Below are 18923 nucleotides of genomic sequence, written 5' to 3' on the forward strand. Positions count from 1 at the left end.
CCCAGAAACCGGCGGCCAAACCGGCGGCCAGACTGGCCCATCGACATCTTCATGCCGCTCGCGCTCCTTGTCATAAACCCGCACAAGCACCTGACGGCCTTTGATACGGGCCTAACAAGCGCGTTACGTACCGGCCGTTTTCTTAAAGGAGTATATTTTAAGATGCAAGCGCCGTTCATGCTGCTATGCGGCAACAACGAAAACGTTCCAATCGCGAGAACTAATTGCATCTTTGCGCTGTATCAAACGTCTCGCCGAGGTTTTTACGTCGATACGTCATCTCGATCGTACGATCAGCGACCGCAAATCTTCTTACTCTTTCTTGACCATGTGCTGAATTCTAATCATCGACGGCGCAAGCGGCGGCGGCGCTGAAACATTTACCGAAGTGCAAACGCGGCGCCTAGGCCCCTTGGAACTTGATCACAACTTGAACTTGATCAGAGCTTCATGTCTCGTTCGCAAGCTTTGACAAACTGAGGATGCGGATGCCGAATGACATCTCCTGTCCTGACTTCTCTCGTGTCTCTTGTCGTGACGCTCGATCTTGGAGCAATGTAAAATGCTCAGCAGACCACGGACCGCAAATGCCTCTCGCCGGACAACCGCTTTGGATCACTCAATTCCACACTGGTAGCCACCCATGACGATTTGTATGCGATCCATCGCTACCGTGCGCAGCCGATTCACAAACGAGATGCGAATATCACGCCGCGACATCGTCGCGGAAATCGTCGTGCGTGAGGATCTTGCGGAGGCGCTGACTGGCATTGAGGAATGGTCGCATCTGATCATCCTGTTTTGGATGGATCAGCTCGTCGGCAAGCCTGTCCCATTAACCACGCACCCTCGGCATCGCACCGACCTGCCGGAAGTGGGTGTATTCTGCGCCCGCGGCCCGGAACGGCCCAATCCGATTGGACTGGCCGTTGTCGAGTTGCTGAAGCGCCACGAAAATATTCTGACCGTCAAGGCTCTGGACGCCTACGACGGCACTCCCGTGCTCGATATCAAACCCTATGATGCATTTGACGCCATCACCGAACTTCGAGCGCCGCAATGGTGGATGACCGCAACGGGCCGGTTAACGCCGTGAGCGACATCGACTTTTCATGAGAACATCGCTCGGCACTCACCCGACGAATGTACTCTATGGCTCTATGGCATGCGCGATCAACGCGACCGCGGGCCCGTCGGAGCCGACTGGCGCCATTGTCGCGACAAGCTAATGAGTCGTTCCCGGGAAATCGTCCCGCCGTGATAGACCGCGCGCGACACAGCGTTCGCGCCGAGCACGGCATCACCAAATTCGTGCCTTCGCAAGAAGGGATGATGCGGCAGATAGATTTGCACCATCGCTCTGTATTTTCCCATGTCAGACGCCGAGAGCCTGACACGGCCGGCACCCTCGAGCGGCTTCGACTCGATATGTTGTGCAAGGAGCGCCAGTTGCTCCTCTACATCATAAACCGCGTTCGGCAACGAGGACTCGCATTGATCTCTCATCCGATCCCGCAACTTGTCCTGTTCGCGACACAGTATCTCGTACAGGACCGCCTCGACTACTCCCCATGCCTCGCGGCCACGGTTTGCTTTAAGGTTTCTGGCGACGGTTGTGAAATCGTCGATCACAGCCAGGATCGACCCTACCGCCGCAAGCAATGGCGCGTAGCCCGCGAATACCTTTCCTCTTCCGTCGTGCCACAGTTCGCCTGCCGACAAGCCAAGCGCAGCTTCGATCGCATCAAAGAAAGTCGTTATGAAATCCTCGGCGAGGTCCGGGTGCTCCAGATAGTGTGAGCCTGGCCTGGCGGCCGCCTTGGCATAAGCGTGGATAAGTTGCCGGGCACCCTCTTTGTCGTAGAACTCGACGTTCGCCGTGACGTGCTTAACTCCAGGCGCGGTGCGTTCAAATTGCTGTCGCGCCAGTTCAATCGACTCGAACCTTCCCAACAGGACCAGTTTGGGCCTTGATGTAACACGCCGGTCCCTCTGCAATAATTCGACACTTGATCCGAGAAACTGCTCGATCCCGGTCTCGTTCGACAGCAATCTCCCTTCGTCAAGAGCGTCGACAATGACGGGAATCCGCCCCTCGTGAAACGCCGCTATCGGTTCGCTCTTATCGGCGGCCTCCAGATCGGCCAACAGGGCATGGAGCGATCCGGCGGAAACGGGCACCTTTGCCAGATCGAGGATCGGGATCTCGAGCTGCGCTGACAATTGTCTTGCCAGGGTACTCTTGCCGGTCGCTGCAGACGCCTCGATCAAAATGATCTCCTTCTCCAGAACCGCCCGATCGCCCTCCTCCGTTTCGAATCTCGGTGGCACGAACGGGGTCGGCGGCTCCGCGATGAAGAGAGATCCAGTCTGGTCAAGCTTCGGAAAATGGACGGGCCGGTTCAATGCATCAACGAGTACGCTCAGCGCGGTATCCGGCATCAGATGACCTCTTGGGGTGAAGGTGGCACGTTTACAATCGCAAACCTTCGGGTTCAATGAATAATCCGCTGCCGAAGGCCAACCCTTGCCGCGCAACACGCTCGACCTGGTTAGTGGAATGCGCCTCCTCCCAAGTCGAGGGCTTGACGCGATAGACGGACGCAATTCGCTCAGGCATCACCAAAACGATCACTCATAGCGAATGAGGCGGCCAGGCGTCCGTTGTTGCTCCGCAATATAATTGTATATCCGTCGCTGCCTCATTCCGGAATAATTGACGGTAATGGTGAAGAACGGGAACGAGCATAACCGGCGTAAAACGAACCCGACGGGATTGTACGCCGGCGCGAATCCATGTCATACTAGGCTATGCTTAAAGGTTGGAAGATCAGCACCGTGAGGCCGGGCAGAGGCGCCAGCGGGGCGTTACGCCGGGAATTCATCCTTGTCGCCATCGCCGACCAGGACGCGGCTGTTCGCGCGGTCAAGGAGACCCTCCCTGACGCGGAAATCAAGGTCGATTCAGAAGCCACTCCAGAGCTTCTTGCCGAATATCAGGTCATCGACGGCGAAATGGTTGTACTCGCCGATTGAATTGATCCGGGAAGGTGCATGCTCGCATCCCTTTTGTAAGCGGCGAATTGCAGAAGCCTGAAAATGCGGCGCGAGGATAGTTCCGCGATCATAAGGTTGTAGCTGACAACCGATTTGGCGCTTTTGGATGGATCAGCCATAAGCGAGCCGAGGTTTATGTTCGGCGTTTACGATATTTGTCGTTTTGGTTGCGAGACGGGCCCGAATGAGGTTCCGTAAAGCGCCGGGATCTCCAAATTCTTCACGGCAGCTGAGAAAAAATAGTTTCCCACGTCGATCGACGGCGCGCGGCGGGAGCGACGCGCCCGGCCAGAGCCGGCGCTATTTCAAGACACATCCGGATCAGGTGTCGATCGCCCTCATGGACAAGCCGTACTCGCCTGTGATTAAGGCTGATGTCGGAGCCCCAGAAACACCTGTCTTAGGAGAAAATAGCCGATGCGATACCGCACCAACCAGGGACTGCTGATAGAGGCCGAAACGTCGGCCGGTGCAATCCGCCGCCTGCGAGAGTCGAGCTGGAACGAACAGAACCTCAGCGATGAGGCGTACATGGAAGCGGTTGCGGATCGCATGTTCCAGGAGGGTATCCACGTTTCAACGCTCAGCCCGGACATGTTCATTGCCGGGTTATTGAGGGGCGGACTACTCACGCGCGAACCGGATGATACGCAGCCGGATGCGGCGAACCAGGAGGCCGATCGCAAGTAGAGCCAGAATCGGCTGGCTCGCCAGGAAAACTGCTACGCTCTGACGGATATCCGTCGAGCCTCTGCTGCTTGCTATTACAGAGACCCAACTTAAGCGCAGCACCAAGCCTAACTTCAGCGGAGCGCGAGATCCGACAGCCCGCGCAAAATCAACATCGGCGCTCAAAGCAAGCGATGGCCGCCAAAACCAACGCCGAGGAAACAATCCCTCGTGATGATTGATGCAAAGAGGCTGGGTGCCTATATAGGCGAACCAGCGGAGGAACAAAATGACTGACAAAATCCCGGTCACCGTGCTGACCGGCTATCTCGGCGCCGGTAAAACCACACTGCTCAACCGTATCCTTTCGGAAGAGCACGGAAGAAAATACGCCGTTATCGTCAACGAATTCGGGGAAATCGGCATCGATAACGACCTCGTCGTCGGCGCAGACGAGGAAGTGTTTGAGATGAACAACGGTTGCATCTGCTGCACCGTGCGCGGAGATCTCATGCGCATCCTGGCCGACCTGATGAAGCGGAATGGCAAATTCGACGCCATCATCGTCGAGACCACGGGCCTCGCCGATCCGGCGCCGGTGGCACAGACCTTTTTCGTCGATGAGAATGTCGGGAAGAAGACCAAGCTCGACGCGGTCGTGACCGTCACCGATGCCAAGTGGCTCAATGACCGGCTCAAGGACGCTCCGGAAGCCAAGAACCAGATTGCCTTCGCCGACGTGATCCTGATTAACAAGACAGATCTCGTCTCGCCCGACGAGCTCAGCGAAATCGAAGCGCGCATCCGCGGCATCAATCCTTACGCGAAGTTGCACAGGACACAGCGAGCGCAGATCCCGCTCAACGAGATTCTAGAACGCAACGCCTTCGATCTCGACCGCATTCTTGATATCGAACCGACCTTCCTCGAAGGCAAGGACCATGATCACGATCATGACCATCATCATCATGACCATGACCATGATCACGACCATCATCATGACCATGGCCACGACCATCATGGCGGGCTCAAGCACTACCACGACGAGGAAATGCAATCGATTTCGCTCAAAACCGACAAGCCGCTCGACGCAGACAAGTTTTTTCCGTGGGTCGAGGATCTGGTGCAGAAGGAAGGCCCGAACATCTTGCGCAGCAAAGGCATTCTTTCCTTCAAGGATGAGGATCGTCGTTTTGTGTTCCAAGGCGTGCATATGATTCTCGACGGCGACCATCAACGGCCCTGGAAGGAGGACGAAAAGCGTCAAAGCCGGATCGTTTTCATCGGCCGCAATTTGCCCGAACAGATGATCACCGAAGGATTCGAGAGCTGCGTCGCTTAAGCGAGGCCCGACCGCGTGCTGTCACGATGAGAGGGTGCGCGCGCACGGGTCGCACGTTGCGATGATTCTGGATCGATCGACCCAAGAAACGCGATCGATCCCATTACTCTAGACCGGGATGCGGACGGTTAAACAGTAAAACACGTCCCCTCATCCCGGCCCAGTTGCGGGCGTACGATTGTTGACGTCCTGTCATTGTTGACGTCCTGTCTTAGCCGTGCCGTCGATGCCTTGCGCTTGGACGACTTGCCGTTTTCTCAACGCGGATGCCGCAAGCGGCCGGAGTCGGAATACGCACCGGACGCAGTGGATCGATACCGGGAAGAGCGGCCGCAATTGACATCGAGCGAAGTCCTTCCAAGCCGAGAACCTGGCACCTCGCGAACAAGTTTGATGGCGCCGGCAAGGATTGAAAATTCCGAGGAGCCAATCACTGCGAATCCTCACTTGTTTTTCGTCGGCTGGTAAAGATGCCCTGCGCGAAAGGCTGTCCGAGCGCCAGTGAAACGGGCCTGCAGGACGATGCTCAAGTAGAGGATGTTGAATCAGGCTCTCCTGCGTGCGTTGCAAATCGCGACAGCAGTCCACAGGGCTTGTGAGGATGTTGGTCCCGGGCGAGGGCAGCCCTGGCTTCAGCAGATCGCAAAAGCCGAAACGGGCAATGAGCCAAGTATCCGCAAGGCCGCGCTTGTTACGGAGTCGATCGCGGGTTGCGTACGATTGCACGCGATGCAGCCGCGCGCGCCATGCAGCGCAAGCGTCAAGACTCAATCAGGACGCTGAACTACGCGAACCCTATTGATGTCTATTCACCCTTCGAAAACACTGAAGCCGAGCTTCAGCGCCGATGACCGGGCGAATAAACAATCTTCTGAGGGCTTGCGATTAGAGCGGCGCCAGAGACGAGGGCGGTTGCAGCCCACCAGCTATGGCGCTTATGGTTCCTCGGAGGGCCTGGAAAAAATGATAAGCAAAAATCCGACGACAGCCATCGCCGCGCCGTAATAGACCCATTCGGTATGCCTGACTATGATGCCATCGGCAGGATAGCCGTAAAAGCGGAAGCCCTGCCCCATAAAGCCCAGTCCGGCGATCAAGGTGATAACTCCGACGATTCTGAATAGAGCGTGCATTCTAAGGCGTTATCCCGGATTATTGAATGAGACCAAAAGCGAGTATGCCATACTATGCGGCCTCGGCCTTCGCTTCAACTCCATTTACGATCGGGATTTCTTCCTCCCCAACACGGTAAGTCCGCATTGAGGAGAGGTCATCTTGGTGAGTTATTCAATCAGCGAGAAAAATTGGCATTCATGTGCGCTCTGGATGCGGAGCCTGAAGAGGTTGTCTCGGTTTGAGCGAGACCACTGATGGGTTGCTTTGAGTACTGTGGGGTCGGTGCCGGTTGTAGATATGTGTCCACATCGGCAGGTTCTGAGGTCCTCGATCCGAGGTTGGTATGCCCGAGCGTAGGCCATTCCCTGAGAGCGGCCTGGCTGAAGCGCTTGGTTCTGGCGTGTACTCATTTATTGTTGCTCGAGTCCATGTTTGCGACAAAGCCGCCCGCTTATCCCGACGCAGGAGGAGCTGATTGTTGGCGACGTGCAGCAAGGCCCGTCCCATGGGGCTCTTCGTGACTGATAACGCTCAAATTGATTGCGTCGTCAGAACGATGTCACCAAGGGCGCGGCGCGAGAATCGTGAACTTGACATTGGGGGAGCTTAGCGAGCACCGCATTGCCTGTGCTAGGCGCTGTGCCATGGCCCGTTTTCGTCAAAACCGCATCATCGCGCTCCAATCATCGCACCTCGGACGTCTCACTGGTCGTGTTGTCGCTTCGCGCTTTTGACCCGATGCGTTATCGCAACAGATGTCGGTGCGAGCATGTTGTTCTGGTTACCGCCTGAAAGGGTCAGAACCTCGTGCGATTGGGAAGAATTAGAAGGCGATCAAAGCCGCTCGACTCCCGCGTTCATATCCGAGAGATTTTGAGCCGACGTTTCCTACGTTGCGCTCGCATGAACTTATCGGTCGGGATGAACTCGCGCCCTACGCGTTGTATCGTGTGTTCGGCTGTCGCGACCCATCGCCGCATCAGAACGCGGCTCTCGCCGCAACGACGGCCACGTGCTTTTCGAATCGCCTAACGGCTTTGCCGAATTGAAAGCTAAGTTAAAGCTCACCCGTGGTCAGCGCGAACCAACCATTCGTGAGTCTGGCGGTCTTGATGGCGAGCTCGGTCAGCGAAGACTTGCAGTCACCATCAACCACGAGGGCAGAACGTGATACGCATCGCCCTATCGACAGGGTCCCATCAACCTATCTTCTGTTTTTTCTTCTGTTTTTGCTCGTTCGGTCGCATGCGCAACCATCTGGCGCCACGCTCTCACCAAAAAAATTAGCGCCCGCTTTTTCGCGGGCGCTAATTGATTTCACTAAGGCGTTCAGCCCTGTCAACTAAACAGCAGTCGAGGGCAACTAGACAGACGAGCCAGCCCTGATCTTTTTCTCCGGCTTCTGAGAAGCAGCCGTCGATGTAACTGTGGGCACGCCGTTCTCGAAGCTTACCTCAGCACCCATGCCTGCCGCCATTTCACCTTCAAGAATCGAAGGCTGCTTCGGCGCGGTGAGACGCTGGAACGACTCTGTCAAAGCGCTCGAAAGGTCAATGGCCCTGCCACGGACTGAATCCCACAACATTACCATGCCCTGGTTGGGCACAAACATTCCTTGCCTGGCAGAGCGGTTCAAGGCCAGACGCGCATCGCGCGCACGCCGACGTCCGGTATGCTCGTGATCGTGTTCGTCCGGCTGCGCATTGACAGGCAGCTGCAATACCGTAGCGGTTTGCCCCGCCACAAGCTGAGCAACCTTCAAAACCTGTCCATTCGGAAATTCCAGTGCGTCGTGCTGGACGTACGGATTATCCGTATCGACTTTACGGAAGCTCGCGACCTTGTGATCAACACGAGCTTTGCCGGAAAACTTTATCCCAAGAAAGCTCCGGGGTTGCTCATACTGAACATTCTCATCAAATGCGAGTTCCGTTCCAGGTAGCAAGCAGACCGCCAGCTCAGGCGGGCTGTCATGAATTACAAGCTTGGGACCGAGCTCGCCCACGGCGGCAAAGCCGCGCACGTTCGATTTTGCGAGCTCCATAGTGACCAGCTTATCGGCGACCTTGGCAGGCCGCGAAGAGACGTGATGCAGACTGTAGTCGCACATGAAGGGCTCCTCTGGTTGGGACTACGCATTACCGCACATCAATACAATACCAACGATGTGAACTCGTTCCGCCAATCTTCCTACCTTGGCGGCTGCGCATTAAGTCCAACTAATCCAACCATGCTAAATTGGTACGGTCCAAAACTTACCATGGTAACAACGTTCGCGTCAACTCAATTTCCCCAGCCCACTTCGTCCATTCGAAGCACAATTCTGCTTTAAAATCAGCGGGTGCGGCCCACGCGCTCGACCAAATCCCCTACTGTAGCCCACAGGCAAAAGCCGGGACATGGCTAGAATTGCTTTAGAATTTCGTTCCACTAAATTCTTCTCGGCGATCGCGCCGGGGGAACTCCATCCCCTTTGAGTCGAGATGCGGCGAGTTCCTTGGCCGAACACATTCTTGCGATCACCCAGGACCACGTGCGATCTCGTCTTATAAAGGGTTGGTCGCGACTTGGCGGCACGAATTTCGAGATGCAGCAAGGCCAACGTTGCTTGCTGCTTGGATAAGGCGGGCAACTGCGCTATGTAGGTTAAACACGCTGGCCTAGGGACTCCCAGTCGGCGAGCCGCTCCAAGAGACGTGCGGCGGAAGACCTATCCGAATTCGAACCTAGCGAGCCGAACTGGGTGGACCTGGGTCAAAGCTTGGCGCGAGCTTTTCGCCACAGCGCAGGAGTTTTTGACATGATGGACGAGGCGAATGTGGCTGGAACCGAAAGCGCCTGCCTAGTCGAGGCTCGCGCGAGTGACGCGACGGATCACTCCTCAAACACTCCGCCTGACGAAATGGCACGGATGGGCGAAGAAATCATCGCCGCGCTCAAGACAGTCTACGATCCGGAAATTCCGGCTGATCTCTACGAGCTTGGTCTGATCTATAAAATCGCAATAGACGACGATCGCGTGGTCAGTATCGAGATGACACTGACCTCCCCAAATTGTCCGTCCGCAGCGGAAATACCTGGCCAGATAAAGAACGCGGTGAAAGGGGTTTCGGGCGTGCACGATGCCATGGTCAACATCGTCTGGGAACCGACGTGGGATGCTAGCCGCATGTCAGACGAGGCACGCACCGTCCTCAACATGTGGTGATGGCCCGCGCTGGCTCGGGATTGATTCGTGAACACACCGCCGGCAACGATCCGGCGATCGATGTTCGCCAGAGGTTCATTTCTCCCTCAGCATGCAGTGTGATGGCTCGGCCTCGCTAACCTGCAGAGCAGCCCGAAACCTTTAGAAAAGGGAGCTTATCAGCCGCCCGGCAGCGGCCGGATCGACGCAAAATCGGATCTTTAAGACCGAAAAGGGAAGCTTGCATCGCGGCCAGCCCCTGCAATCGCAGCTAGTGGCCCATCGCTTGGCTGTCAGTGATTTACGGATAGACCATGGCGATAGAGATAGACCACGGCGAGAGAGAGAGAGAGAGAGAGAGAGAGAGAGAGAGAGAGAGAGAGAGAGAGAGAGAGAGAGAGAGAGAGAGTGGCAGACGTTAGCGTCAATTCGTAACGGCGTATCCGCTTCCGCTAGCCGCCTACCCTCGCTGCGCGAGGTTCTCGAGAAAATCAAAGCTGCGGCAATGATCCGCCCCAACTTTTCTCTTTGGCAAAGAGCAACGCCCGCCAGCAGCAGCCGGCGGGCGTTGTGTTTGACTCACCCTGGCGGTAATCGCGAGCGGAATGCTCGCGAGCGAGCGCCATCGAGTTCGGATCATGCAAGCCTTTTAAGTCCCAAGGCTTGCATGTAAGACGGCCTACTTCGGTAGCGCCGCCGGACTCTTGGAAAGGGTATTGAGATAGGCAACCAAGTCAGCGCGCTTGGTCTCACTCTTCAACCCAGGGAAGCCCATGGACGTGCCCTTGGCGTAGGCCTTCGGGTCATCCAGCCACTTGTTGAGTTCGGCAAAGGTCCACTTGCCGCCAGCCTTGCTCTTCAAGGCGGCTGAGTAGTTGAAGCCCTCCTCCGAAGCGATGGGCCGATTGACAACGCCGTAAAGGCCCGGACCAACCTTCTTGCCCTGGCCTTCTTCAATGGTGTGGCAACTCTGGCACTGCTTGACGAGCCCGGCACCGCGCTCGGCAGAGGCACTGGCTAGCGCCTTGTTGAACGACTCCGCGTCACCGGCGCTCGACGCGGCTGCGGCTTCCTTGGTCTCGGCCTTATGGCTGGCTTCAGCGTGCGACGACTCTGGCGCGCTGAACGATTCGTCGATGATGCGTACCGTTTGCACAAACAACAATGTTCCCAGCAGCGCGCCGAGAATCGCGTTGGACCGGTTCGAATGCACTGTATCACTACCAGAGCTCATTACTACAATACTCCCAGCGGTATGAAGGAGCCAAAGAAACCCGGGATGTCCCGGACGAACTGAAAAGATCGATGGCTGCGGCACCCCCGGCACACCAATCTCGAACAGCCCCACTCTAGCCCGTTTCGCGTGCCTAAAGGGAGCGGCGGGCACACCCATACCAAATAGATGTATATCGTGCAACGGACTCGGCCCGGCGTTGAAGGCCGGCGGATCTTGCCCTGCGAGCGCGGCTTTTGACTCGCGCTCTTGGGCCTTTACTCTTGCATTATCCTCAGCTTGCCCTCATTCGCATGCAGTCGCGAAGCGCCCTCATGTTGCAGCGCAACTGCACGATCGATAGTGACACCATTGGAATTGAGCGAGGCGGCGGCGATCACAGCCAGGGTGCAAGTTTGTCCATTGCAATGAGTTGCTCGACTTCGATGCGCGGGCGGACCACCGCATACTGGTCTTCTTTGACCAACACCTCGGGGATCAGCGCGCGGGTGTTATAGGTTCCTGACTGCACTGCTCCGTAAGCACCGGCGGTCATGATCGCGAGAAGGTCGCCGGCTTGCGGCTCCGGCAGATTGCGCTCGATCGCCAAATAATCCCCGGTCTCACAAACCGGACCGACCACATCGGCAACCATCACCGTGGCATCCTTGGATGCGGCGCGCACCGGCATGATCTGATGATAGGCCTCGTATAGCGTGGGGCGAATGAGATCGTTCATGGCCGCATCGATGATGACGAAATTCCGGGCATTGCCATGCTTCACGTAGATGACGCGCGTCACCAGTATGCCTGCATTGCCGACAATCATGCGGCCCGGCTCGAACATCAGCGTGCAGTCAAGATTGTGGGTCACGCGCTTGACCATGTCGGCATAGGCAAGCGGTTCTGGCGGCGCCGATCGATCCTCGTAATAGGGAATGCCGAGGCCGCCGCCAAAATCGACATGCGAGATGACATGACCATCGGCGCGCAGCGTGGAGACAAAATCCGCCAGCAAACGGAAGGCTGTTTCCATCGGACCGAGATCGGTGATCTGGCTGCCGATATGCATGTCGACGCCGGTGACCTTTATACCAGGCAGCTTCGCCGCTCTGGCATAGACTGCACGCGCCTGGGTGATCGGAATGCCGAACTTGTTCTCCAGTCTGCCCGTTGAAATCTTGGCATGAGTGCCGGAATCAACGTCAGGATTGACACGGACCGAGACGCGCGCGGTGCGACCCGTTTCAATCGCAAGCCGGGACAGCAGGTCGAGTTCTGGTTCCGATTCAACATTGATGCAAAGAACGTCCGCTGCCAACGCCGCGCGTAGTTCGGATTCGGTCTTGCCGACGCCCGAGAAGAGAATCTTGCTCGCCGGAATGTCCGCAGCGAGCGCGCGCTTAAGTTCGCCGCCGGAGACGACATCGGCTCCCGCTCCGAGCTTTGCCATGGTTCGCAGCACCGACTGATTGGAATTTGCCTTCACGGCGTAGCAGACCAAATGGTCGGTCCCTGCGAAAGCCTCGGCAAATACGCGGTAGTGCCGTTCCAGCGTAGCCGTCGAATAACAATAGAACGGCGTGCCGACGACCTCGGCGAGCATTGAAAGATCGACGCCCTCGGCGTGGAGCACGCCGTCGCGATAATCGAAGTGGTGCATAAAACTAGTTTCCCGAATCCGACGTTCGCTTCACCAATGTCGCACCTTCTCTAGGGAACTTCGGATTCAGAAGGACACCGGTTGCGCTTCTGTTGTGATCTCGGCTCATAGGAGTGCAGAGATCATGAGGCAAACGTCTGAACCGCCACGGCCGCATCTCAACGGCTGTCGAGCAGCGGGTCGAGGATGAAGGATTTCTTGGTGCCCTTGGACGCAGCCGGATCACTGTTCATCCCGTAAGACGGATCGAACAAGTTGCCATGGGTTGTATTAACGCGCTCATGGTCCGCCGCCGCCGGGGCGGCGGCTGGCGGCTGTTCCGACGCGGTCGAGGGAGGATCGAGCTCGCCCTTTCGCCCGCAACCGGCGAGCGCCAGCGCAGCTGCTGTCAGAAAAAATAGTGCCCATCTCGCTGAGACGGATCTCGAAGTGCTGTTCACGGCGATTTCCCCAATCAGGGGCACCATACAAAGAATGCCCTGTTCTGGCGAGACCGGAAGACAGGGAAATTCAAGCGAAAAAAGGACGGATTCTATTTTCGCTCTTTCAGCCGCTTGAGCCAGGCCTCGGCTTGCGCGTGAACATTTTTCGGCGCGGTCCCGCCGTAGCTCGTCCGGCTTTTCACCGATGCCTCCACGGATAGCACCATAAGGGCGTCGTGGGTGATGCGCGGCTCCACCTCCTGCATCGCAGACAGCGGCAGCTCATGCAGGGCGACGCCCTGCTTCGATGCAGCGGCAACGATACGCCCGGTGACGTGATGCGCATCACGGAACGGCATCTTCAGCGTCCGGACCAGCCAGTCTGCGAGATCAGTCGCGGTCGCATAGCCGTCGCCGGCCGCGGCCTTCATCCGCGTCTCGTCAGGCACGAGGTCGGCGACCATGCCGGTCATGGCGCGGATCGCCAGCGACAGCGCGCTGAACGCCTCCATCGCACCCTGCTTGTCTTCCTGCATGTCCTTTTGATAGGCCAGCGGCAATCCCTTCATCACGACCAGCAGCCCCGTGAGCGCTCCGACGACGCGACCGGTTTTGGCGCGCACCAATTCGGCAGCGTCCGGATTGCGCTTTTGCGGCATGATCGACGAACCCGTGGTGAACTTGTCGGAAAGTCGTACAAGGCCCACCAGCGGCGACGTCCAGATCACCATCTCCTCCGCGAAACGCGACAAGTGTGTCGATGCGATCGCCGCGGCCGATAGTGTCTCCAGAACGAAATCGCGGTCAGAAACCGCGTCAAGCGAATTCGCCATCGGGCGATCGAACCCAAGTCCCTTCGCGGTGGCATGGCGATCGATCGGAAAGGATGTACCCGCCAGCGCGGCCGCTCCAAGCGGGCTCTCGTTCAAACGCTTGCGCGCATCGGCGAAGCGCCCGCGATCACGGGCTGCCATTTCGACATAGGCCAACAGATGATGACCGAAGGTCACCGGCTGAGCAGTTTGCAAGTGCGTAAAACCTGGCATCACCGTCCCTGCAAACTCCAGAGCGCGCGTCGCCAGAACCTGCTGAAAGGCATCGAGCGCAGCATCGGTCTCGTCGATGACGTCACGGACATAGAGGCGGAAATCGGTCGCAACCTGATCGTTACGAGAGCGCGCGGTATGCAATCGTCCCGCCGCAGCCCCGATCAGTTCCCCGAGTCGGCCCTCCACGTTCATGTGAATGTCTTCGAGCGCTCGCTTGAAGTCGAAGGAATCGTTGCGGATCTCTGACAAAATCGTGTCTAGACCCTTGCCTATTTTTTTCGCATCATCCGCCGCGATGATGCCTTGAGCGGCAAGCATCTCAGCATGGACCTTTGACGCGGCGATATCCTGGGCGTAGAGGTGGCGATCCACGTCGATTGAGACATTGATCTCCTCCATGATCGCATCGGGTCCTTCGCCGAACCGGCCGCCCCACATCTTGTTGCTCATGCCGCGCGCTCATTTTCATCATGCTTGCCGGACGATTGATCCCGTCCGGTTGGTGTAGCCGTCTGAAGCCGACGCCTGCATACCCGTATCTTATACAGGATGACAAACGATATGACCGATACCCCCACGCCACCTCACCGCGCCGAAAGCAAGCTTCCCATAGGCCCGTTGGTCGCAGTCGCTATCGTCGTAGGGGTTACGGCCACTCTTTTAGGTGTCGGGCACCTCAGGCATGCGAAGTCCGCCGCTCACGCCTTCGTACCCTGCGGTACGGCGGTGGAACTGTCCAAAAAGCTCGCCCCGCAGGCCATAGGCGAAGTAGCTTCGCTGACCATGGCATCGAAACCACGTCAGATGCCGGACCTGGCCTTTATGGACGGCGACGGCCAACCCAGGAAGCTTTCGGACTGGCAAGGGAAGACCGTTCTCGTGAACCTATGGGCGACCTGGTGTGTGCCCTGCAGGACGGAAATGCCGGCCCTGGACCGACTTCAGGGCAAGCTTGGCAGCGATAAATTCGCCGTGGTCGCCATCAATATCGACACCCGCGACTCCGACAAACCGAAGGCTTTTTTGAAAGAAGCCAACCTGACTCATCTCGGCAATTTTCATGACGACAAAGCGTCCGTTTTTCAGGCGCTCAAGAGCGTTGGCATGGCGGTCGGAATGCCTACCTCGGTGCTGATCGACGGCCACGGTTGCGAAATCGGCAACATGGCCGGACCGGCTGAATGGGACAGCCCCGACGCGATCAAACTGATTGAGGCATCGTTGGCGCCATGACCCCGGTTCACTACTGACCGGTCAAGCATCACAACGAACGGACGGGTCCCCGCACCTGCGGCTCCCCTGAGCGCACCCGAAAGGAATTCCATGCAGTATGTCGATGGATTCATCGTTCCGGTGCCGAAGAAGCGTCTCAATGCCTACCGTACCATGGCACGCAAGGCCGCCAAGGTCTGGCGCGAGCACGGCGCGCTGGACTATCGCGAATGCGTGGCGGAGGACGTCAAGGTCGGCAAGTGGACGTCGTTTCCGCGCAGCGTGAAGCTGAAGCCGGGCGAAACTGTGGTGTTTGCCTGGATTACCTACAAGTCGCGCAAGCATCGCGACAGGGTCAACACCAAGGTGATGAAGGACCCGCGCCTCGCCGACATGATGGATCCGAAGGCGATGCCGTTCGATGCCAAACGTATGATCTATGGCGGCTTCGAGGTGTTCGTCAGCGCGTGATCGACACAGATACAAAGGAAGATCCAATGACGGGACATGGTCACTTTCACTGGACTGAATTCGTCACCCGCGACCCGGAAAGATTCAAGACATTCTACGCCCGAACGGTCGGATGGACCTATGAGGCGCAGACCCAACCGGATGGCGAATGCTACTGGGTGGCGCTAGCGAATGGCGAGCCGGTCGGCGGCATCTTCCCTACCAACCGTCCCGGCCTGGAGGGCATTCCCGATGGCTGGATGCCGTATCTCGCCGTCGATGACATCGATGCGCGCGTCGCGAAGGCGGTGGCCGCCGGCGCGCAATTGATGAAGCCGATTTTCGATATTCCAAATGTTGGCCGGCTGGCGATCCTGATGCAGCCGGGGGGCGTCGGTGTCGGCTGGATTACGCCGACACAGGACCAAAGCCCGAAATCGACCTAAACTGAAACGTCGAGATGACCGCCGATGCCCGGCGCGTTGTTCGTTGCCGGGCTGGTCTGCGATGGGACGAGCAACTGAAGCACCTGCGCCTGGGCGTCGAGGCTCATCTTCATGACCCGGTTCGCGACCTGCGATTGCGTATTGGCCGCCATCATGCCGGCCGCTGCCGCAACTAAACCTACATACATGTGGACAGCTCCACGTCCGTTCTAGAGGCGTTTTCGAGCGGGATACCGGTTCGCGTGAAGAAAACGCATCAAATCAAAACATAGAATCTTTCACCGTTTCCGTGAAAGGGTGAAAGACTCTAGCGAACTGTGGTTAACAAATCCTGGCGGAACGATTAGCGCGTGGGAACCGGCTTTTCACCGCGATAGTCGTAGAAGCCGCGCTGGCTCTTGCGCCCGAGCCATCCGGCCTCGACGTATTTCACCAGCAACGGACAGGGCCGATACTTGGAGTCGGCGAGTCCTTCGTGCAGCACCTGCATGATAGACAGGCAGGTGTCGAGCCCAATGAAGTCGGCGAGTTCAAGCGGACCCATCGGGTGATGCGCGCCGAGCCGCATGGCGGCATCGATCGCCTCGACGTTACCCACGCCTTCATACAGGGTGTAGATGGCCTCGTTGATCATCGGCAGCAGAATGCGGTTAACAATGAAAGCCGGAAAGTCCTCCGACACGGCAATCTGCTTGCCGAGCTTAATGACGAATTCCTTGGCCGTATCGAATGTCGCATCGCCGGTCGCGATGCCCCGGATGAGTTCGACCAACTCCATCAGCGGCACCGGATTCATGAAATGAATGCCGATGAACTTTTCCGGCCGATCGGTCGACGCGGCCAGCCGCGTAATCGAGATCGATGACGTGTTGGAGGCGACGATGGCCTCGGGCTTGAGCACCGTGCACAGATTATGAAAAATCTTCCGCTTCACTTCCTCCTTCTCGACGGCGGTTTCGATCACCAGATCGCAATCAGCCAACCCGTCGAAAGTTTGGGTTTGCGAAATCCGCGAAAGCGCTTTTTCGCGATCGTCGTCGGTAATGATCTTCTTCAAGACCTGGCGGGACAGGTTCGCGTTGATCGTCGCCATGGCCGAGTTGAGCTGATCGGCGGAAACATCGTTGAGCACGACGTCGAACCCCGAAAGAGCGGTCACATGCGCAATGCCGTTGCCCATCTGGCCCGAACCGATCACGCCGACTTTTCTAATCATTGCCGCATCTCGTCATCTCACCGGTCCTGAACCGCGCAGACCGCGGCGCACTCCATTCTTGCACAAACCCCGGCTGAAGTCCGTTGCTCCGGGAGCACTCCTCGGATCATCGTTAGCGGTCTAGCTTTCCCAGTTCTTCCGTAAGTTCAGGAACCGCCTGATACAAGTCAGCCACCAGGCCGTAATCCGCAACCTGGAAAATAGGCGCATCCGCGTCCTGGTTGATCGCCACGATGACCTTGGAATCCTTCATTCCGGCCAGATGCTGAATTGCACCGGAAATGCCGACGGCGATATAAAGGTCCGGCGCCACCACCTTGCCCGTCTGCCCGACCTGCCAGTCATTTGGCGCGAAGCCCGCGTCCACGGCGGCTCGCGACGCACCAACGCCGGCGCCGAGCTTGTCCGCCAGCGGCTCGATATATTTAGTGAAGTTGGCGCTGCTTCGCATGCCGCGGCCTCCGGAGACGATGATCCTCGCCGAGGCCAATTCCGGGCGATTATTCCTGGCAACCCGCTCGCTGACGAAACTCGACAGTCCCGGATCAGCCACCGCGACGATGGTCTCCACTGGGGCGCTACCGCCCTCACCGGCCGCGGCAAAGGTCGATGTGCGCACCGTGATGACCTTCTTGGCATCCCTGGACCTGACCGTCTGAATCGCATTGCCAGCGTAGATTGGCCGCTCAAAGGTATCGGGCGCGACCACCTTGATGATTTCCGAGATCTGCATCACGTCGAGCAACGCCGCAACGCGCGGCATCACGTTCTTGAAGCGAGAGGTTGCCGGCGCAATCAATGCATCATAACCAGACGCCAAGGAGCGGATCAGCGCGGCGAGTGGCTCGGCGAGATCGTGGCCATAGGCCGGGTTGTCCGCAAGCAGCACTTTCGCGACGCCCTTCAGTCTCGCCGCGCTCTCGGCGGCGCCCTTGGCGTTCTCACCCGCGACAAGCACCTCGACCGGCGAGCCGAGCTGAATGGCAGCGGTCAGTGCCTTGCTCGTGACATCCTTCAGCGACGCGTGGTCATGTTCGGCGATCAGCAACGTGGTCATCAGATTACCCCGGCTTCGTTCCTGAGCTTGGACACCAGCTCGGCGACATCCTTGACCTTGACGCCCGCCTTGCGGCCCGGAGGTTCGGTGGTCTTGAGGATTTCGAGGCGCGGCGCGAGATCAACGCCGTATTGGTTGGCAGCCCTCACGACGATCGGCTTCTTTTTCGCCTTCATAATGTTCGGAAGACTGGCATAGCGCGGCTCGTTGAGCCGCAGATCCGTCGTCACGATCGCGGGCCTTTTCAGCCTGACCGTCTGCAGCCCGCCATCCACTTCACGTGTCACATTGAAATAGGTCCCATCGACCTCGAGCTTTGACGCAAAGGTTGCCTGCGCCCATCCAAGTAGCCCCGCCAGCATCTGACCGGTCTGATTTGAATCGTCGTCAATGGCCTGCTTGCCGAGAATGATCAGCCCGGGGCCCTCCTCTTCGACAACTGCCCTGAGAATCTTGGCAACCGCCAGCGGTTCGACAGGTTCATCGGACGTGACAAGGATGCCTCGGTCGGCGCCCATGGCGAGGCCGGTGCGGATCGTGTCCGCGGCCTGAGACGGGCCAATCGACACCAATACGACTTCGGTGGCCTTGCCGGCCTCCTGAAGGCGCAAGGCTTCCTCGACCGCTATTTCGTCGAAGGGATTTATCGACATCTTGACGTTGGCAAGCTCGACGCCAGATCCGTCGCCCTTGAGGCGGATCTTCACATTGAAATCGACGACCCGCTTGACCGGCACCAGAATCTTCATCGACCTCTTTCGAACCGAGCGTTGGTTGGATCAACCGTGAGTGTGAGCTTCGGCGCGGAACCTAAAGGTCCCGTT

At 57.8% G+C, this 18923-nt stretch carries 19 protein-coding genes; 8 read left to right on the forward strand and 11 right to left on the reverse strand.

Features of this window, described 5'->3' with window-relative positions; translation table 11 throughout:
- Window positions 1-643 precede the first annotated feature (643 nt).
- A complete protein-coding gene (gene tsaA / locus AC1RT6_RS05680) occupies window positions 644-1096 on the forward strand; it encodes a tRNA (N6-threonylcarbamoyladenosine(37)-N6)-methyltransferase TrmO (protein WP_079447857.1) in 453 nt (150 codons plus the stop codon).
- Between the two features lie 77 nt (window positions 1097-1173).
- Here the strand turns inward: tsaA and AC1RT6_RS05685 are convergent, their stop codons facing one another.
- Window positions 1174-2442 (reverse strand): P-loop NTPase family protein, encoded by a 1269-nt coding sequence (locus tag AC1RT6_RS05685; protein ID WP_079447858.1) that lies wholly within the window; start codon window positions 2440-2442, stop codon window positions 1174-1176.
- 396 nt (window positions 2443-2838) lie between these two features.
- Between AC1RT6_RS05685 and AC1RT6_RS05690 the strand changes: the two genes are divergently transcribed.
- The 3 genes from AC1RT6_RS05690 (at window position 2839) to AC1RT6_RS05700 (ending at window position 5068) form a co-directional block, all read left to right on the forward strand.
- Window positions 2839-3036 (forward strand): hypothetical protein, encoded by a 198-nt coding sequence (locus tag AC1RT6_RS05690; RefSeq protein ID WP_158081545.1) that lies wholly within the window; start codon window positions 2839-2841, stop codon window positions 3034-3036.
- Between the two features lie 438 nt (window positions 3037-3474).
- Entirely contained in the window at window positions 3475-3747 is a 273-nt protein-coding gene (locus tag AC1RT6_RS05695; protein ID WP_079447859.1) for a hypothetical protein, read from the forward strand.
- Window positions 3748-4015: 268 nt separating this feature from the next.
- Window positions 4016-5068 (forward strand): CobW family GTP-binding protein, encoded by a 1053-nt coding sequence (locus AC1RT6_RS05700; RefSeq protein ID WP_079447860.1) that lies wholly within the window; start codon window positions 4016-4018, stop codon window positions 5066-5068.
- 935 nt (window positions 5069-6003) lie between these two features.
- On the opposite strand, the gene AC1RT6_RS05705 is transcribed toward AC1RT6_RS05700, so the two are convergent.
- Both AC1RT6_RS05705 and AC1RT6_RS05710 read right to left on the reverse strand, forming a co-directional pair.
- Window positions 6004-6165, reverse strand: coding sequence for a hypothetical protein (locus AC1RT6_RS05705; protein WP_244553541.1), 162 nt, complete (start codon window positions 6163-6165; stop codon window positions 6004-6006).
- 1382 nt (window positions 6166-7547) lie between these two features.
- Window positions 7548-8228, reverse strand: a complete 681-nt coding sequence (locus AC1RT6_RS05710) for a hypothetical protein (protein WP_244553542.1) — start codon at window positions 8226-8228, stop codon at window positions 7548-7550.
- 756 nt (window positions 8229-8984) lie between these two features.
- On the opposite strand from AC1RT6_RS05710, the gene AC1RT6_RS05715 reads away from it, so the two are divergent.
- On the forward strand, window positions 8985-9392 hold the full coding sequence (locus AC1RT6_RS05715) for a DUF59 domain-containing protein (protein WP_079447863.1): 408 nt from the start codon (window positions 8985-8987) through the stop codon (window positions 9390-9392).
- 658 nt (window positions 9393-10050) lie between these two features.
- Here the strand turns inward: AC1RT6_RS05715 and AC1RT6_RS05720 are convergent.
- The 4 genes from AC1RT6_RS05720 to argH form a co-directional block, all read right to left on the reverse strand.
- Window positions 10051-10605, reverse strand: coding sequence for a c-type cytochrome (locus AC1RT6_RS05720; RefSeq protein ID WP_079447864.1), 555 nt, complete (start codon window positions 10603-10605; stop codon window positions 10051-10053).
- A 376-nt stretch (window positions 10606-10981) separates the two neighbouring features.
- Window positions 10982-12247 carry a diaminopimelate decarboxylase gene (lysA, locus tag AC1RT6_RS05725; protein WP_079447865.1) on the reverse strand — a complete coding sequence of 422 codons (1266 nt, stop codon included), beginning with the start codon at window positions 12245-12247 and terminating at the stop codon, window positions 10982-10984.
- 158 nt (window positions 12248-12405) lie between these two features.
- Window positions 12406-12687 carry an LPS translocon maturation chaperone LptM gene (lptM, locus tag AC1RT6_RS05730; protein ID WP_374708889.1) on the reverse strand — a complete coding sequence of 94 codons (282 nt, stop codon included), beginning with the start codon at window positions 12685-12687 and terminating at the stop codon, window positions 12406-12408.
- 92 nt (window positions 12688-12779) lie between these two features.
- Window positions 12780-14168 (reverse strand): argininosuccinate lyase, encoded by a 1389-nt coding sequence (gene argH / locus AC1RT6_RS05735; RefSeq protein ID WP_079447867.1) that lies wholly within the window; start codon window positions 14166-14168, stop codon window positions 12780-12782.
- Window positions 14169-14279: 111 nt separating this feature from the next.
- On the opposite strand from argH, the gene tlpA reads away from it, so the two are divergent.
- The 3 genes from tlpA (at window position 14280) to AC1RT6_RS05750 (ending at window position 15826) form a co-directional block, all read left to right on the forward strand.
- Window positions 14280-14951, forward strand: a complete 672-nt coding sequence (gene tlpA, locus AC1RT6_RS05740; protein ID WP_244553543.1) for a thiol:disulfide interchange protein TlpA — start codon at window positions 14280-14282, stop codon at window positions 14949-14951.
- A gap of 90 nt (window positions 14952-15041) precedes the next feature.
- Window positions 15042-15401, forward strand: a complete 360-nt coding sequence (locus AC1RT6_RS05745) for a DUF1428 domain-containing protein (RefSeq protein ID WP_079447869.1) — start codon at window positions 15042-15044, stop codon at window positions 15399-15401.
- Window positions 15402-15427: 26 nt separating this feature from the next.
- Window positions 15428-15826 (forward strand): VOC family protein, encoded by a 399-nt coding sequence (locus AC1RT6_RS05750; protein WP_079447974.1) that lies wholly within the window; start codon window positions 15428-15430, stop codon window positions 15824-15826.
- On the opposite strand, the gene AC1RT6_RS05755 is transcribed toward AC1RT6_RS05750, so the two are convergent.
- From AC1RT6_RS05755 to AC1RT6_RS05770, 4 genes are all read right to left on the reverse strand, one after another.
- Window positions 15823-16014 carry a YjfB family protein gene (locus tag AC1RT6_RS05755; protein ID WP_079447870.1) on the reverse strand — a complete coding sequence of 64 codons (192 nt, stop codon included), beginning with the start codon at window positions 16012-16014 and terminating at the stop codon, window positions 15823-15825. The genes AC1RT6_RS05750 and AC1RT6_RS05755 overlap by 4 nt on opposite strands.
- Before the next feature lie 155 nt (window positions 16015-16169).
- Window positions 16170-17042: a 3-hydroxybutyryl-CoA dehydrogenase gene (locus AC1RT6_RS05760; protein ID WP_079447871.1), complete on the reverse strand. Its 873-nt coding sequence runs from the start codon at window positions 17040-17042 to the stop codon at window positions 16170-16172.
- 112 nt (window positions 17043-17154) lie between these two features.
- Complete coding sequence (locus tag AC1RT6_RS05765) at window positions 17155-18099, reverse strand: electron transfer flavoprotein subunit alpha/FixB family protein (protein WP_079447872.1); 945 nt, start codon at window positions 18097-18099, stop codon at window positions 17155-17157.
- The gene (locus AC1RT6_RS05770) at window positions 18099-18848 is read right to left on the reverse strand and encodes an electron transfer flavoprotein subunit beta/FixA family protein (protein WP_079447873.1); all 750 of its coding nucleotides are present in this window, start codon (window positions 18846-18848) and stop codon (window positions 18099-18101) included. Before AC1RT6_RS05770 ends, AC1RT6_RS05765 begins: the two co-directional genes overlap by 1 nt.
- Window positions 18849-18923 lie beyond the last annotated feature (75 nt).

Source organism: Nitrobacter sp. MLSD-S21 (assembly GCF_058809865.1).

Coding starts and splice junctions, on each gene's coding strand:
- lysA (WP_079447865.1), bottom strand. CDS start 12,247: ATGCACCACTTCGATTATCGCGACGGCGTGCTCCACGCCGAGGGCGTC.
- AC1RT6_RS05760 (WP_079447871.1), bottom strand. CDS start 17,042: ATGATTAGAAAAGTCGGCGTGATCGGTTCGGGCCAGATGGGCAACGGC.
- AC1RT6_RS05685 (WP_079447858.1), bottom strand. CDS start 2,442: ATGCCGGATACCGCGCTGAGCGTACTCGTTGATGCATTGAACCGGCCC.
- argH (WP_079447867.1), bottom strand. CDS start 14,168: ATGAGCAACAAGATGTGGGGCGGCCGGTTCGGCGAAGGACCCGATGCG.
- AC1RT6_RS05770 (WP_079447873.1), bottom strand. CDS start 18,848: ATGAAGATTCTGGTGCCGGTCAAGCGGGTCGTCGATTTCAATGTGAAG.
- AC1RT6_RS05765 (WP_079447872.1), bottom strand. CDS start 18,099: ATGACCACGTTGCTGATCGCCGAACATGACCACGCGTCGCTGAAGGAT.
- AC1RT6_RS05745 (WP_079447869.1), top strand. CDS start 15,042: ATGCAGTATGTCGATGGATTCATCGTTCCGGTGCCGAAGAAGCGTCTC.
- AC1RT6_RS05720 (WP_079447864.1), bottom strand. CDS start 10,605: ATGAGCTCTGGTAGTGATACAGTGCATTCGAACCGGTCCAACGCGATT.
- AC1RT6_RS05695 (WP_079447859.1), top strand. CDS start 3,475: ATGCGATACCGCACCAACCAGGGACTGCTGATAGAGGCCGAAACGTCG.
- tlpA (WP_244553543.1), top strand. CDS start 14,280: ATGACCGATACCCCCACGCCACCTCACCGCGCCGAAAGCAAGCTTCCC.
- AC1RT6_RS05755 (WP_079447870.1), bottom strand. CDS start 16,014: ATGTATGTAGGTTTAGTTGCGGCAGCGGCCGGCATGATGGCGGCCAAT.
- AC1RT6_RS05710 (WP_244553542.1), bottom strand. CDS start 8,228: ATGGAGCTCGCAAAATCGAACGTGCGCGGCTTTGCCGCCGTGGGCGAG.
- AC1RT6_RS05700 (WP_079447860.1), top strand. CDS start 4,016: ATGACTGACAAAATCCCGGTCACCGTGCTGACCGGCTATCTCGGCGCC.
- AC1RT6_RS05715 (WP_079447863.1), top strand. CDS start 8,985: ATGATGGACGAGGCGAATGTGGCTGGAACCGAAAGCGCCTGCCTAGTC.
- tsaA (WP_079447857.1), top strand. CDS start 644: ATGACGATTTGTATGCGATCCATCGCTACCGTGCGCAGCCGATTCACA.
- AC1RT6_RS05750 (WP_079447974.1), top strand. CDS start 15,428: ATGACGGGACATGGTCACTTTCACTGGACTGAATTCGTCACCCGCGAC.